Source organism: Bacillus crepusculi, from assembly GCF_014764715.1.
GTDB lineage: Bacteria > Bacillota > Bacilli > Bacillales > Bacillaceae > Bacillus.
In genome coordinates, this window is sequence record NZ_JACXXE010000001.1 from 371,210 (window position 1) to 386,596 (window position 15,387).

Consider the following 15,387-nt stretch of genomic DNA (forward strand, 5'->3'; position numbering starts at 1 on the left):
ACATGGAAAAGCACAGTAATGATTGATTCAGAAGCAGTCTGACCCAGCTAAAAGTCCAAAAGTGGTACAATCTTTAACCATCATACGTCTCAGCTGAACTAAAAATAAAGGCTTTTTCAGCCTTTCTTCAGCGTGTAAGCAAATCCTCGCATGTTGCGTTAGTCCTGGGCGCAGATACAGGTGCTTACGAATGGCACATTTGCTTTGGTACTCGTCCTTCCTAGGGTTGCAAAGGTTTTCATGTCACGCTAAAAAGTCATCGATATCATACAAGCTCTTTGATTTAAAAACATAGAAGATCAGACCTTCTAAAAAGTAACGGATCTTCGTATGTATATGCTGATCAATATCATCGCATTATGATTGAATAAGCGCGACGATCTGTTTTTTCTTCCAGACGAGCTGGTAGTAGCCGTATTGAAGGAGTAAGTTCACAAAGAAAGCCGCAGGATAACCGATCCAGATTCCTTTTATGCCAAGTGAAGTGTGGTGTGACAACACATAAGCGACTGGAACTTCAACGAGCCATATAGAACAAATACTAAAGATCGTCGGCCATAGAACCGTTCCACTAGCTCTCATCGTGGCTGCAACGATTTGAGCCGTGCCAAATATGAGATAGCTCCATAATGTAATGATGACCAAGCTATATGCAATGTCAATCGTCTCAGGATCAGTTAAAAAGATGGATAAAATCTGCGGTGCAAAAATATAAACGAAAATAATGATACATCCGCCTATCGCAAAGTTGAGTCCTAGTCCAATTTTAATCACATCTTTCAGACGATTCATATTCCCTGCCCCAATGAATTGTGCTGCAAAGATAGAGACCGCAATGCCAAGACTCACTGCCGGCATCTGCACGTAGCTCACGACCTGATTGACAACACCATAAGCAGCTGTCGCCTGTGATCCATAATCATTGACAAAAGAGATCACAGCAATTTCTGATAAAGAAATGAGGATCATATTAATGCTTGAAGGAATACTGAGCTTTAATAACGTTTTTAATAGATCCCCTTTCATCAATAAATGCTTTCTCACCGACGCATCAATGCGAAGTGGGTGCTTTGTCTTATATAAGTAGATATGTAGAATGATAAACGTCACAATTGTTGAAATCACAGAAGAATAAGCAGCGCCGTACAAACCAAACGCCGGCAGCCCTAGCCAGCCGAATAACAAAATCGGCAGGAGCAATATATTCGTTGCCGTACTAATCATTAAGAAGTAAAAAGGCGTTTTCGAATCCCCTGTCCCTCGCAGGAAGGTCGTATAAACAAAATAAAGAAATAAGATCGGCATTGAAATAAATAAAATTCTGGCATAAGCCGCACTTTCCTCCACTATATTTGCAGGTGTTCCCATGAGGTTTAGAATGTCAGTTGCAAATAAACCTCCAATGACCGCTAAAGAAAGTCCGATCAAAAAGGTGAACGAAAGCGTTGTGCCAATAATCTCTTTTAATCTCTGTTCATTTTTTGCTCCATAGGCTTGTCCAATAAGGATGGAGCTACCTGATCCTATTCCAATAGAAAATGAAACGAGTAAAAAGAAAAGCGGAAAGAATGCAGAAATAGCAGCTACTGCATCCTCCCCAATCCATCTGCCGACAAGTACAATAGACACAAGCTGTCCGATTGATTGCAAAATATTACTTAACAAAAGTGGAATAAGAAAAATGGACATGGTTTTTACTAAAGATTGATTGTTATCTAACGTCATGATGGTTCTCCTTTTTTGTCTAAAGATCCTCAGCTAAGATGCTGACAATACGGTCTTCTATATCCTTTCCTTTTTCGTCATCTACAAGATGATTTAATAGGATAGAAAAAGCGAGCGTCTTTCCGCTCTTCGTTTCAATATACCCAGAAAGTGTGCTGACCGTTGTTAATGACCCCGTTTTTGCACGTACTTTTTCTCGTGTAGCTGGCTCTTTCAATCTGTTCCTTAACGTCCCTCCCACCATCCGTTCACTTGCTCCTGCTAATGGAAGCGCATGTTGATAGGTCTTAAACCATTTTTTCTTTTGAATGTTTGTCAAAAAGAAAGTGAACTGGTTGGCAGAGACAAGGTTAATAGGTGATATGCCCGATCCATCACGCAGCACTGCATGCGAAGGATCGATGCCAAAAGCAGGAAGCCGTTCCTTCATTACGTCCAGCCCATCGTCAAAGCTTCCTTTGTTCTTCACTTGCTTTCCAAGTTCTTTTAGCAAAATTTCTGCGTGTGTATTGTTGCTTAATTTCATCATGGGTACAAGCAGCTCTGATAAAGGCATCGATGAATGGGAGGCGATTTTTTTTGCTTTTTTAGGAACTTGTTTTGTTTTGAGTGGTCCCTTCACTTGAATCCCTTCAGCCTTTAGCGCTCGTTTCATTAAGTCTAAAGCATAGGTTGTCGGCTCCCATAATGCTACCCATTGTTTAGACGAAGATGCTTTTAGCGGAATAGTCCCAGTCAATGTCACCTTGTTTGTGCCGTGAGAGCGCTTAAAAGAGATCTTCTTTTTTCCGCCTTCTGGAACAGTTTTCACTCGATTGATGACTTGAGCGACATCCGTTTTCGGGATCATGTCATAGGTGGCCTTCTGCCCTGCCTTTTTTCCTGGTTTGACTTCGAGAATCATGGTTCCTGCATCATAATCTTGATTCGGTGAAGCTGTAAGCGCAGAAATTTGTGCGCCATAATATTGATCCTCATCACTCCACGGCAGGTCAATGGAATATCTTGTGTCATCAAACCAAGTATCATCTGCTGCAAGCTGCCCACGAATTGTATGTATTCCGGCCTTTTTGACTTGCTTGGCAAGTGCTGCAAAATCCTCCTCTAATAAAGTCGGATCGCCGGTACCGCGAAGATAAAGATTGCCATGTAACGTTTTCTTTTGTATAGAACCATCCATCCAGACATCTGTAGGGAATGTATGTGTTTCTCCAAGTATATCAAGGGCAATGGCTGATGTGAGCAGTTTTATATTAGAAGCAGGAGTAAGCCGGATATCAGCTTGATGTTCATAAAGAAGAGAGGTGTCAGAAGTATCGCGGACGCTGATGCCAGATATAGCGCCCTCTAAGTCAGGTGCTGTTCGTATGAATTCATCTAATGCAGTGATCCATTTTAATTGATCATCACGAGCCGTTAATTGTTCATCTTTCGCTGAAAAAGGGAGAAATAAAATCGATAGGATACATATTTGTAAAAACATGAACTGTGAAAAACGCTTCACGCAATTCCTCCTTTTTTATGGCAACCAATTTTAGAAGATTATGTTCATTATACACAAAAGAACGTTTGTTCTCAAAGGTTTTTTAAACAGAAAAGTCAGCTTTCTTTGACGAAAACTGACAAGCCCTTTACCTCTTTTCAGGATTCCAGCCATCGGTTCCGCTAAGAACGGCATGTACTGTGATTTGACTTGCTTCGTTTTTTGTTAAAATCGTTGACCATTTCACCCGATTTGCCACATGGCTCCCTGCCCCTGTCGATCCATATTCTTTATATCTAGCCGTTCTTTCATTCTCTTTGTTATCCCAATTATGCCATCCCTCTCCTTTTATATGATCATCCATTTTTGTATGGAGAAACGTGACAGCGGAATGTGGCCTCCACGGACGACCTAAGTAAACAGATTGAGACGCAGTCGTTCCTTTATTTAACGTGGAATCAATAAAAACGTAGCCGTACTTTTGTGCTTCTGTTGTAGATGCCGCAGTAATATACCCATTTCCAAGACTTTTTATTTCAGCTCTTTTAAACACAGCCGTTGCTGAACCAAATATGAAATCAACCGTGCCCTCGATATAGCAGTTTTCATAATATTGTCTTCCTGTGCCTGTGGCATAAAGCGTATCTTGATATCCGAGAACACGTACTTGTTTGAAACTGGCACGGTCTCCAGACACATAAAGGGCAACCGCCTGCCCTGCATGTCTGCCAGCTGTGTTTTGAAAGGTGATATTTTCAGCGTAAAAGTGGTTCGCCCGAATCATTGTACTAGAGCTATTGGTCGTGCTCCCAGTGCTTGCATTTGTATCATCATACGTTAGAATCGTCTTGTACTGATCTTCTCCGATAAAGGACACGTACGGCTTATTTTGCGGAAGGAGAATCTTTTCTTTATACACCCCATTTTTAATATATATCGTCGTGTGCTGTTGATTGTTCACTGGTATCGCATCAATGGCGGATTGAACCGTTCGGAATGACCCATTTCCTTTTTGATCGACTACAAGAATGAGATTCGTTTGATTTTTGTGTCCAGCTGCTTGCAGCGAAGCTAAGTCCAAAAGGAGTAAGGACAATACCATCATCAGCAGTAATTTCCCATACTTCATCACACATCTCCTCCTTATATTGTGAACGTTTTCATTGAAACATTCCTTTTGATCATATTCATGCATTAAACAAAAAAACACCCACTGTGTTAGGTTGTGGATGTTTTTTCAGATTTATCATATTTCATCGCATAAATGCCTTCATTTTCAATCCATTCACAGAATAGGACGTCCTTATAGGAAGAAATGTGCTGCTTTTTTAATTGCTCACGCAGCCACGACTCATCAAATCCAGCTTCCTGTAAGTCTTTTTTTAAAATTTCCCCGTCGATTATAAACGTTCTAGGCAATTTGACTTCTTTTCCTTTCACGTTTACATCTTCGGCAGTAGCTGGTGCGTATTTCATTTTCGGAAGCACACTCACAGATCCGTCCGTTTCTAAAATCGCATATTCAATTTCGTTAAGAGCAAAATGCCCTTTCGCTCGTATAAGCGTCTGCAGCTGATTTAAATCAAGCATATTTTTCTTTAATCGATTGTAGCGAATCTTTCCTTTATCAATGACAAGGGTCGGTCTTCCTTCTAAAAAGGCACGAATCGATTTAAATTTTTGCGAAAGCAATTCAATTGTGTATATCAAAATGCCCCATACCGCTACTGCAAAAAGAATATGCAAAATGCTGACTTCTGGATCAAAAATGGCGTTACCGACCATTTCCCCTAAAATCAGTGCAGAAATAAAATCAAACGGCGTGATTTGTGCAAATTGTGTTTTTCCTAATAGTTTTGTAATGAAAAATAAGGCGGAAAATCCGATGAAGAGCTCAATAAATATATTAAAAAATGCCACAAACATACCTTCCTTTCTTACTGCATGTATCTACAGCATGTACAGGAAAGGAAGGTTTTAAACCATTTATGAAGGCAGTAAAATAAAGATGTCGTCTCCCTCAACGAATGTTTCATATGTTTTGACGCACCCATGATCTGGTGCTTGAACGTTCCCTGAGGTAAGATCGATCTTCCAATCATGCATTGGACAGAATACATGATCTCCGCTCACCATACCTTCAGCTAGCACACCGCCTTTATGAGGACAGCGATTTTCTATGGCTTTGAACTGCTTGTTAGAAGTTTGAAAAACAGCTAATTCAAGCGTACCGACTGCGACTGTTTTCCCTAGCTGCAGCGGGAAATCTGAGAGGGTGCCAATGTGAACTTTTACACCTGAAACTGTCATATGATCTCATCCCTTCAATTGATTTAGACGGAAGCCGTCGCTTTTTGAAACAATTGTCTTGTGTCTTTTTGACTCTCGCGAAGCTCCTGCCAAGGGTCCTCATAAGTTGAAAGTGCGATGTCCATTCTTTGGATTAAGGCTTCTCGTTTCTCATCATCTAGAAGGACTGATTGAATATGATCTAATCCAAGTCGTTCAACCCAAGCAGAGGTTCTTTCTAAATAATTTGCCGTTTCTCTGTAATATTGAAGGTATGCAGCCGCCACTTGCTCTACTTCTTCTGCTGCATGGACCTTCATCAATAAATCTCCAGCCCGCAAGTGTGTGCCGCCATTTCCGCCGGCGTACAATTCAAACCCTCCATCAATTCCCACAATGCCGAGGTCTTTGATTCCAGATTCTGCACAGTTTCTAGGGCAAGCAGAGACAGCCATTTTCACTTTATGCGGTGTCGCAAGACCTTCGAATTTCTTTTCTAGTGCAATTCCAAGAGCCATGGAGTCCTGCGTGCCAAACCGGCAAAATTGTTCTCCGACACATGTTTTAACCGTTCTTAAAGATTTTCCGTATGCATAACCAGAGGGCATATCCAGATCCGCCCACACTTTAGGTAAATCTTCTTTTTTGACTCCTAGTAGGTCGATACGCTGGCCGCCCGTCATTTTCACAAGCGGTATTTCATATTTGTCGACGACATCTGCTATTTTTCTCAGGTCATTTGCATTTGTGACGCCGCCGTACATTCGCGGGACAACCGAATAGGTGCCATCTTTTTGAATATTGGCATGCATGCGTTCATTCACAAATCGTGAGCTCTTTTCATCTTTGTACTCAAGAGGATGAAGCATACCTAAATAATAATTTAATGCTGGCCGGCATTTTGAACAGCCTTCCTCTGTCTCCCAGTCAAGTACATTCATCACTTCTTTGACATGCTGCAAGCCTTTTTCTTTGATTTCACGAATGACTTCATCTCGTGAAAGAGTGGTGCAGGCGCAGATCGTTTCTTTTTGCACCGTTCGGTTCGTATCATCGCCTAAAGTGTGCCAAAGAATCTCTTCGACAACGGGTTGACAGCCGCCGCATGATCGTGAGGCACTTGTACATTGCTTCACTTCTTGAATCGTTGTTATGCCTTCTTTCTGAATGGCTTCGACAATCTGACCCTTCGATACACCATTACAGCCGCAAACGATATGGTCGTTTGCCATGCTTTCAATCGTGCTTTCTTGCGCAGGATCATTTGATGTTAAGACGGATACCTTTTCCATATCCGACATATCTACCCCTTCCCTAATATAAGAGAATAAACGAGGTCCGTCGCTTGTTTCTCCAAACATGACGGCTCCTACTAATCGATTTTGCTGAAAGACCAGTTTTTGATAAATCCCTTTTTGTTCATCAAAAATCTTAATCGCCTTTTTCTCATCGGTTTCTATAAAATCACCAGCAGAAAAGACGTCAACTCCAGATACTTTCAGCTGTGTTGATAGAACAGAGCCTTCATACGGTGCAGGATTCATGTCACATACATGTTTTGCGAGTACATTTGCTTGGTCATATAAAGGAGCGACAAGTCCGTATGTCTGCCCCCTGTGCTCTGCACATTCTCCGACGGCATAAATACCTGGGACACTTGTTTCCATAAAATCATTGACGATAATCCCTCGGTTCACTTCAAGACCACTTATTTCTGCAAGCATTTTACTTGGTTTAATTCCTGCTGCCATGACGACCAGGTCTGTCTCGAGTGCAGAGCCATCTGAAAATGTTAATCCTTCCACTCTTGTATCTCCTAAAATCTCATTTGTTTGTTTTCCTAACAGGAAGTTCATGCCCTGTTTTTCTAACGCTTTTTGAAGAAGCTGACCTGCTATAGGATCTAGCTGGCGTTCCATTAAATGAGAGCTGAGGTGAATGACGGTCACTTCCATGCCTAAGTTTAATAGACCACGTGCCGCTTCAAGTCCAAGAAGTCCGCCTCCAATGACAGCTGCTTTTTTATATTTTGTGGAAGCCTTCACCATTTCTTCTGTGTCTTGCAATGTACGAAAGGCCGTTACGCCTTTTTTATCACACCCTGGAATTGGCAAGATAAAAGGAAGTGACCCCGTCGCTAATATCAACCGATCATAATGCACGGTCCGTCCTTGATCGCTGACCACTGTTTGGTTTACTGTATCGATCTTCACGATGGTCTCATTTGTAAACAGCTGAATATGATGCTCTTGATACCAATTCCAATCGTTTAACGTAATATCATCGACCTTCGTATCCCCTTGAAGCACCTTTGATAAAAGAATCCTGTTATAGTTAGGATGCGGTTCACTTCCAAATACCGTCATGTCAAACCGCTCGCTGTCTGTTTTTAAAATGTTTTCAAGACTTCGAATACCAGCCATACCGTTCCCAACTAATACGAGTTTTTCTTTCATAATAAAAACACCCCTCATGTGATCATTTTTTAGATCGTACCATCATCTAAACAAAGATAGAAAATACATGTTATGATTTCTCACATATTTTTTCCTTCACGTAGGCTGACAGCTGAACAGGACAATATTTAAAGCCTGGCATTTTACTGTGCGGATCTAGTTGTTCACCAATTAATTGGTTAATCGATTGATGTTTACTCCAATGAAATGGAACAAACACAGTATCTTTGCGAATGGTGTCTGATATGTGGCATCTCATGATGACACTGCCTCTTTTTGACTGGATGGTCACGAGCTCCCCGTGCTGAAGTCCATATGTTTTCGCTGTGTCAGGATGAAGCTCTGCATAAGCTTCAAACTGCCGGGCAACAAGAGAGGTGCTTTTTCTTGTTTGAACGCCTGTTTGGTAGTGTGCCATCACTCTGCCAGTCGTTAAATAAAGAGGATATGCTTGACTGACTGGTTCCTTTGCCACAATTTTTCCGTGTGTGACGACGGCAAACTTTGCTAAACTGTCAGAATGTGAGAATTCATCTTCAAATAATCTTTCGGTTCCTGGGTCTTCTACATGAGTACAGGGCCATAATAGGCCTTGCTCCTTCCTCAGCCTTTCATAGGTTATGCCAGAATAATCAGCTTTTGAGCATTTTGTTGCGGCTCTTAATTCCTCAAAAATCTCTTCTGCGGATGAAAAGGAAAAATAGCCGCCTTTGCCTAATACAGCTGCTATGTCACAAATAATTTGCCAATCGTGCTTTCTTTGGTGCTTAAGTGGATATGTTGCTTCTCTCAGCGTAACGCGCCCCTCTACGTTTGTCATGGTACCTTGATCCTCTAAATATGACGAAGTAGGTAAAATTACATCTGCCAGTGCAGCTGTCTCAGAGATAAATAAATCAACCGCCACAAAAAAGGATAACTTCTCGATCGCTTGTTGAATAAAGCGCGCATGCGGGGCCGATTGAACAGGGTTAGAGCACATTAAAAAGAGCGCTTTTATCTCACCTTCTTGCATTTTTTCAAACATTTCAAAAGCAGACACGCCTTTTCCAGGCAGTTCCTTTTCATCGATGTTCCATATCTCGGCGATTTCCTTTCTGTGAACACGGTTTGTGATATCACGATAACCTGGAAGCTGATCTGCTTTTTGTCCATGCTCTCTTGCCCCCTGGCCATTTCCCTGTCCAGTTATTGCGCCATAGCCGCATCCGGCGCGGCCAATCTTCCCAGTGACAAGCAGAATATTCAGGAAATTCCGCACGGACGCTGTTCCGTCTATTTGCTGCTCAATGCCTCTTGCTGTGAAAATCATGCCTGTCTTTTCTTGGGCGAATTTCCTCGCTATTTTCTGTATAACTTCAGCCCGTACGCCGGTTTCCTCTGAAATGTCAGAGAGGGACATGCGCAAGACATGCTCCTTTAATTCCTCGAAACCTGATGTTCGTTTTCTAATAAAGGCTTCATCAATTAAATTGTCATGAAGCATGATGTGCAATATGCCATTTGCCAGTGCGGCATCTGATCCTGGTTTCAGGCTTACATGTAAATCGGCTAGTTTGGCTGTTGGTGTGCTGCGCGGATCAATGACAATCAGAAATGCCCCGTTCTTTTTCGCTTCTTCGATGTATGGCATGAAGGTTGGCTGACATTCGGCTATATTCGTTCCAACTAATATCAAAACCCGTGTATGCTCGATGTCTCGTAAAGGAAACGTCAACCCGCGATCAAGTCCGAATGTTTGGTTTGCAGCAGTTGCTGCCGACGACATACACAGTCTCCCGTTGTAATCAATGTATTTCGTTTTCAGCGCCACCCTTGCAAACTTTCCGAGTAAGTACGCCTCCTCGTTTGTAATGGATGCGCTTCCGTACACACTAATGGCATCATGGCCATGTGCCAGCTGAAGGGCTTCAATGTTTGTTTTGATTTCATTAAGTGCCTCCTGCCATGTCGCTTTTACAAATTGTCCGTCTCTTTTGATAAGCGGGTGATTCAAGCGTTCTTTGTGCAGTGCGTGCTGGTGTGCATGCTGTCCTTTCATACAAATTCTTCCGTGCGTGGTTGGATTGTGAACGCCAATCGTTTGATAGCGTGTTCGTCCCTCTACATGCTGCTCGACTAATTGCATTTTGCACTGCATACTGCAAAATGGACATTGAGATGGAAACACTCGTTTTCGTTCTTTCTGCTCTAATTTGTGCTGCGCATATGGTAAAAAAGATTGACTCATACCTTCACATCCTTTTGTCTGACATTCCCTTGTCTGCTTTGGTCAAATCGCTCACAAAGGTCCTCTCTTATTTCTTCATCAAGTAATTTTTCGCGAATGGAAATATCCCCATGCCGTAGAAGCCAATCGCCAATGGATTCCTGAAAATAAGCACTTTTTCTATAATCTTCAAGCAGCGCTTTTAAAAAAGGAATGAGCTCACTTGAATGAGATAAAGTGTAAAAAAGCTGACCAGCCTTAGGCTGACGCACATCGCCGCCTATGTAAATGTTCCATTCATCCAGCTGTTTCTTTATGCAGATATCATGAATTGGGCCGATTTTACACGTGCAAGAAGGACCGGTGACATGAATGGATGTGACGGCTGGTAAAAGCGTGTCTTCTAATTGTCTTTCCATCTCCATGACTAGTGCCGGTACAGCTGGCTCGTGATGACAATCACATGAAAGGACATGAGATAGCCTTTTTTTGTCTTTCGGCATAATTGGCCAATGCTTTTTGACAATCTGTGCCGCCTGCTCTGAAACGCCGATGAGCCGTATTCGTTTATGCTCGATCAGCTCCGCCTGCTGAATGAGCCTTTGCTCTAATAAAGAGGTAATGATTTGCAAGAAATCCAGATCAAGACGGCCTCCATATAACTGTGGAATCAACATGTCTTCTTGATCAGCAGCGCTGATGTTTTCCACCGGTGCTTCGAACTGTTCGAGATAGTATGGAATGGCAGACTGGCAGATGCCGCAGCCGTTATCCGTTTTCCAATCAAAATGTCTTCTTATTTCCTCAACATTCACCGGAAGATGCTTTTTGATAAACGAAAGAATGGTCTGTTCATCTACTTCTGTACATGGACAAAAAGAGGCCGGCGCTTCTGTTTGCTCATTTGATGATAAGTGGAAGCAGGCACGGACAAGCTCTTGACAGCCCCCGCAGCCAGTTGCTGCCCCTGTCTGTTTTTTGATCTCTTCTAAGCTTGTCAGCTGATGGACCGATATGCTTTTTAAAATGGCGCCTTTTGTCACTGTTTGACATTGGCAGACGAGATCTTCCGTTTTTAATGTCTCTAGAGGGGATGGCTGCTCTTCATGAAGTGATCTCATGACGACACTTTTATCACGTCCCACTTTTACATCTTGCAAAAGCTGATCAGCTTTCTCCAACTCGCCAACTAATAAAAAGCCTTTTAGCGCCTCGTGTTCAAACACGAATTTTTTATACACTTCTTGTTCTTCGTCTAAATAGGTCACCACTGACGTATATGGGGTACGGTTCTCAATCCATCCGGCAGAATAGATGAGCATGTCATTTGCTTTTAACTTTGTTGAGTAAATGTGATGAGGTGCCTGTGAGATTTCTTCGTCTAATAAATGCTTGGCAAGCACGCTTGCTTGTTCGTAAATAGGCTGAACAAGACCGTGCACCACACCTTTGTGCTCTGCACATTCCCCAATGGCATAAATATTAGGGACATTTGTTTGCATCACGTCATTGACGACAATGGCTTTTCTCGTGTGAATGCCGTGATTTTTTGCAAGTTGTATATTCGGACGGATACCTGTTGTGAAGACAACAAGATCAGCATCCACGATATCGCCATTTTTGAGTAGAACCCCTTCTACCCTCTCGCCGCCTAAGCATGCAAGGGTATGGGCATTTATTTTCACCTGAATGCCCTTGCGCGTTAATTGCTGCTGTAATAGACCGGCGGCTGTTTCATCTAATTGGCGCTGCATCAGCCATTCGGTATGATGAACGATGGTTGTTTCAAGCCCTGCAATCTGCAAACCAGCCGCCACTTCCACACCAAGTACACCGCCTCCGATTACTGCTGCTCGTTGATAACGCATCGAATCAGCACAAATGGCCTCATAATCATCAATCGTTCGAAAAGCGTAAACCCCTTTTTTGGACACGCCTTGAATGGGAAGGAAATAAGGTGATGACCCTGTTGCGATCACGAGCTTGTCATAGGGAATATTGCGGCGCACATCTGTCATGATACTTTTCCGTTTTGTATCGATGTGTACAACTGTTTCTCCTCTGTACATTTTGATGCCATGCTTCGTGTACCATTCTTTTTCCTTTAGTTCAATTTGAGATAATGATTCGCTTTTTTGCAAAATTGACGAAAGTTTTATTCGATTGTAGGCAAGGTGCTTCTCTTTTCCGATGATTGTGATGGAAAAGCGTTCCGGCTGCTTTTGAACGATCTGCTCGATACATTTCATACTCGCCATGCCGTTTCCGATAAACACGAGCTTGCGTTTTGTCATGTGTGATCAACCTTTCTAAGCCTCTTGCTCCAAAACATGAGTATGGCTAGATTATGGCACGTATTTGTAAAAAAGTGTTTATTTATGTCAATTATTCTAACACAATACTTTCATTCTCTAGTTAAACTCGCTATCTTTAAGTCAGAAAGTTCAAAATAGAGGAGGCGTTTTATGAAACTCTCAGAGTTAAAATCAAGTGGTCATCCTAAGACATTGTTTGGTTCATTTTTATACTTCGATGTGAGTTTTATGATTTGGGTGTTATTAGGGGCACTGGGGGCTTTTATTGCACAAGACTTTGCTTTATCGACATTAGAGAAAGGCATGATTGTTGCCATCCCGATTCTATCTGGTTCTTTCTTTCGAATTGTGCTCGGTTTATTCACCGATCGGATAGGACCTAAAAAGACAGCGATGATGGGAATGCTTTTAACCACCATTCCTCTCATTTGGGGATTCATCGCTGGTACAACCCTTTCAGAGCTTGTCCTGATTGGCATTTTGCTAGGAGTGGCAGGGGCAAGTTTTGCTGTTGCTTTGCCAATGGCAAGCCGCTGGTATCCTCCTCATTTACAAGGAGTGGCTATGGGGATTGCAGGCGCCGGAAATAGCGGTACACTGATCTCCACGCTATTTGGGCCAAGACTTGCCGAGATGTACGGATGGCATGCAGTGATGGGGCTCGCCCTTATTCCATTAAGTCTTGTCTTTTTGTTTTTTATTTTCACAGCAAAGGATGCACCCAATCAGCCTGCTCCTCAGCCGCTTCGATCGTATTTTTCAGTATTTCAAGTAAAATCGACGTGGTTTTTCTGCCTTCTTTATGCGATTACATTCGGAGGCTTTGTCGGGCTTTCCAGTTTTCTAAGTATTTTCTTTGTCGATCAATATGGAATCTCGAAAATTCATGCTGGTGATTTTGTGACTCTTTGTGTGGCGGCGGGCAGCTTCTTTCGGCCTGTTGGCGGTCTCATTGCTGATAAAATAGGCGGAATGAAGGTACTGCTTGGATTATTCGCAGTCATCGGCATCTGCTTAGGAGCAGTAAGCAGTCTGCCAGCTTTACCTGTCGTCATTGCCCTTTTATTTGGCGGGATGATGTGTCTTGGTATGGGAAATGGGGCTGTTTTTCAGCTTGTGCCGCAAGTGTTTCATAAGGAAATTGGGATTGTGACTGGAATTGTTGGTGCCGCGGGGGGCATTGGCGGATTCTTTTTACCAAATGTTCTTGGCAGCTTCAAGGAAATGACTGGCTCGTATACGTTTGGCTTTTTGACCATTTCCCTTATTGTTCTTATCGTCTTTCTTTGTTTAGTCGTATCACAGCTTAAACGTAAAAAAGTCATCATCCATCACACCATCTCTGAATCATAAAAAGCCATGACCACTCTTTGGTCATGGCTTTTCTCTATGTGTAAACACCCTTTGTTTGACCTATTTTGGCAGAACCGAACTCCCCATTAAATAACGGTCTACCTCGTGTGCCACTTGTCTGCCTTCGTTAATTGCCCAAACAATCAGACTTTGGCCGCGTCTTGCATCTCCCGCTGCAAATACGCCTTCTACATTTGTTGTATATTCCCCATACTTTGCGTCAATGCGATTGTTTTTGCTGTCCACGCCAAAGTGTTTCACAAGTGGCTGTTCAGTTCCCTCAAAACCAATTGCAATAAAGACAAGCTGAGCAGGCCATACCTTCTCTGTTCCTGGAATTTCATGAAATTCGAACTTCCCATGCTCGTTTTTCACCTTTTCCATTTGAATGGTATGAAGCTCTTTTAATTTCCCATTTTTATCTGCCACCATTTTTGTGGTTTGAATTGAATATTGACGTGGGTCTTCTCCGAATTTAGCTTGTGCTTCTTCATAAGCATAATCGAGCGAGAAGACATAAGGCTGCTCTGGCCACATGTTATCCCCTACACGTGTATCTGGAAGCTTTGGATGCTTCCCAAATTGAACAACACTTTTTGCTTTTTGGCGAAGTGCAGTTGCTACGCAGTCAGCACCTGTATCTCCTCCGCCAATAACAATCACGTCTTTTCCTTTTGCATCAATGAAGTTTTTGTCTTTAAATCCTGAATCAAGCATGCTTTTGGTAGCGAGGGTTAAATAATCCATCGCCAGGTGTATCCCTTTTGCTTCACGGCCTTCAATTAATAGGTCGCGCTGCTTTTGGGCACCTGTGCAAAGGATAACCGCATCAAATTGTTCCTTTAGCTCGTCGGCAGTGATATCCACCCCGATTTCTGTATTCGTCACAAAGTCAATGCCTTCTTGTCTCAGAAGTTTGATTCTACGCTCAACGACTTCTTTGTCCAGCTTCATATTCGGAATACCATAGGTGAGCAGTCCGCCAAGTCGATCAGATCGTTCAAACACTGTCACGGCGTGTCCTGCTTGGTTTAATTGATCCGCACTTGCAAGTCCTGCTGGCCCTGAACCGACAATAGCAATCTTTTTCCCTGTACGACTGGAAGGAATTCTTGGCGTGATCCATCCATTTTCAAAGCCTTTATCAATGATTGTGCGTTCAATATTTTTAATCGAAACAGCTGGATCATTGATTGCGACGGTACATGAGCCTTCGCAAGGTGCTGGACAAACTCTCCCAGTAAATTCAGGGAAATTGTTCGTTTTTTGTAGTCTTTCGAGCGCTTCTTTCCATCTTCCGCGATAGACTAGGTCATTCCACTCTGGTATTAAATTGTAGATCGGGCAGCCAGACACGCCGCCCCTGATTTCCATCCCAATTTGACAAAACGGTGTGCCGCAATCCATACATCTAGCACCCTGCTTCTTTAATACCTCATCTGTATAAGGAGCTGAATATTCCTTCCAGTCATTTTGACGAGTGAGAGGGTCACGTTCATTTGGCTTTTCTCTTTTATATTCCATAAAACCTGTTGCTTTGCCCATTGTCCTCTCCCC

Annotated in this window: 10 protein-coding genes; 1 reads left to right on the top strand and 9 read right to left on the bottom strand. The window is 42.6% G+C overall.

Annotated features, from left to right (window positions below):
- Positions 1-357: 357 nt before the first annotated feature.
- The 8 genes from IEE86_RS01845 to nirB (IEE86_RS01880) form a co-directional block, all read right to left on the bottom strand.
- On the bottom strand, positions 358-1,725 hold the full coding sequence (locus IEE86_RS01845; RefSeq protein ID WP_191095677.1) for an MATE family efflux transporter: 1,368 nt from the start codon (positions 1,723-1,725) through the stop codon (positions 358-360).
- Between the two features lie 19 nt (positions 1,726-1,744).
- The gene (gene dacB, locus IEE86_RS01850; RefSeq protein ID WP_191095678.1) at positions 1,745-3,229 is read right to left on the bottom strand and encodes a D-alanyl-D-alanine carboxypeptidase/D-alanyl-D-alanine endopeptidase; all 1,485 of its coding nucleotides are present in this window, start codon (positions 3,227-3,229) and stop codon (positions 1,745-1,747) included.
- Positions 3,230-3,356: 127 nt separating this feature from the next.
- Positions 3,357-4,337 (bottom strand): pectinesterase family protein, encoded by a 981-nt coding sequence (locus tag IEE86_RS01855; RefSeq protein ID WP_191095679.1) that lies wholly within the window; start codon positions 4,335-4,337, stop codon positions 3,357-3,359.
- Positions 4,338-4,426: 89 nt separating this feature from the next.
- Positions 4,427-5,134: a DUF421 domain-containing protein gene (locus IEE86_RS01860; RefSeq protein WP_191095680.1), complete on the bottom strand. Its 708-nt coding sequence runs from the start codon at positions 5,132-5,134 to the stop codon at positions 4,427-4,429.
- Between the two features lie 60 nt (positions 5,135-5,194).
- Entirely contained in the window at positions 5,195-5,518 is a 324-nt protein-coding gene (gene nirD / locus IEE86_RS01865) for a nitrite reductase small subunit NirD (RefSeq protein ID WP_191095681.1), read from the bottom strand.
- Positions 5,519-5,541: 23 nt separating this feature from the next.
- A complete protein-coding gene (nirB, locus tag IEE86_RS01870; protein WP_191095682.1) occupies positions 5,542-7,953 on the bottom strand; it encodes a nitrite reductase large subunit NirB in 2,412 nt (803 codons plus the stop codon).
- 70 nt (positions 7,954-8,023) lie between these two features.
- Positions 8,024-10,183, bottom strand: coding sequence for an assimilatory nitrate reductase catalytic subunit NasC (gene nasC, locus IEE86_RS01875; protein ID WP_191095683.1), 2,160 nt, complete (start codon positions 10,181-10,183; stop codon positions 8,024-8,026).
- Positions 10,180-12,456 carry a nitrite reductase large subunit NirB gene (nirB, locus tag IEE86_RS01880; RefSeq protein ID WP_191095684.1) on the bottom strand — a complete coding sequence of 759 codons (2,277 nt, stop codon included), beginning with the start codon at positions 12,454-12,456 and terminating at the stop codon, positions 10,180-10,182. The genes nasC and nirB (IEE86_RS01880) overlap by 4 nt, the downstream gene beginning before the upstream one ends.
- A 171-nt stretch (positions 12,457-12,627) precedes the next feature.
- On the opposite strand from nirB (IEE86_RS01880), the gene IEE86_RS01885 reads away from it, so the two are divergent.
- A complete protein-coding gene (locus tag IEE86_RS01885) occupies positions 12,628-13,830 on the top strand; it encodes a nitrate/nitrite transporter (protein WP_191095685.1) in 1,203 nt (400 codons plus the stop codon).
- Between the two features lie 60 nt (positions 13,831-13,890).
- Here IEE86_RS01885 and gltD read toward each other — a convergent pair whose 3' ends face one another.
- Positions 13,891-15,375, bottom strand: coding sequence for a glutamate synthase small subunit (gene gltD, locus IEE86_RS01890; protein ID WP_191095686.1), 1,485 nt, complete (start codon positions 15,373-15,375; stop codon positions 13,891-13,893).
- Positions 15,376-15,387: the final 12 nt, after the last annotated feature.

Bases quoted from the DNA above. Each gene is read 5' to 3' on its own strand.
- nirB (WP_191095684.1), bottom strand. From the start codon at position 12,456: ATGACAAAACGCAAGCTCGTGTTTATCGGAAACGGCATGGCGAGTATG.
- nasC (WP_191095683.1), bottom strand. From the start codon at position 10,183: ATGAGTCAATCTTTTTTACCATATGCGCAGCACAAATTAGAGCAGAAA.
- gltD (WP_191095686.1), bottom strand. From the start codon at position 15,375: ATGGGCAAAGCAACAGGTTTTATGGAATATAAAAGAGAAAAGCCAAAT.
- nirD (WP_191095681.1), bottom strand. From the start codon at position 5,518: ATGACAGTTTCAGGTGTAAAAGTTCACATTGGCACCCTCTCAGATTTC.
- IEE86_RS01845 (WP_191095677.1), bottom strand. From the start codon at position 1,725: ATGACGTTAGATAACAATCAATCTTTAGTAAAAACCATGTCCATTTTT.
- nirB (WP_191095682.1), bottom strand. From the start codon at position 7,953: ATGAAAGAAAAACTCGTATTAGTTGGGAACGGTATGGCTGGTATTCGA.
- IEE86_RS01885 (WP_191095685.1), top strand. From the start codon at position 12,628: ATGAAACTCTCAGAGTTAAAATCAAGTGGTCATCCTAAGACATTGTTT.
- IEE86_RS01855 (WP_191095679.1), bottom strand. From the start codon at position 4,337: ATGAAGTATGGGAAATTACTGCTGATGATGGTATTGTCCTTACTCCTT.
- IEE86_RS01860 (WP_191095680.1), bottom strand. From the start codon at position 5,134: ATGTTTGTGGCATTTTTTAATATATTTATTGAGCTCTTCATCGGATTT.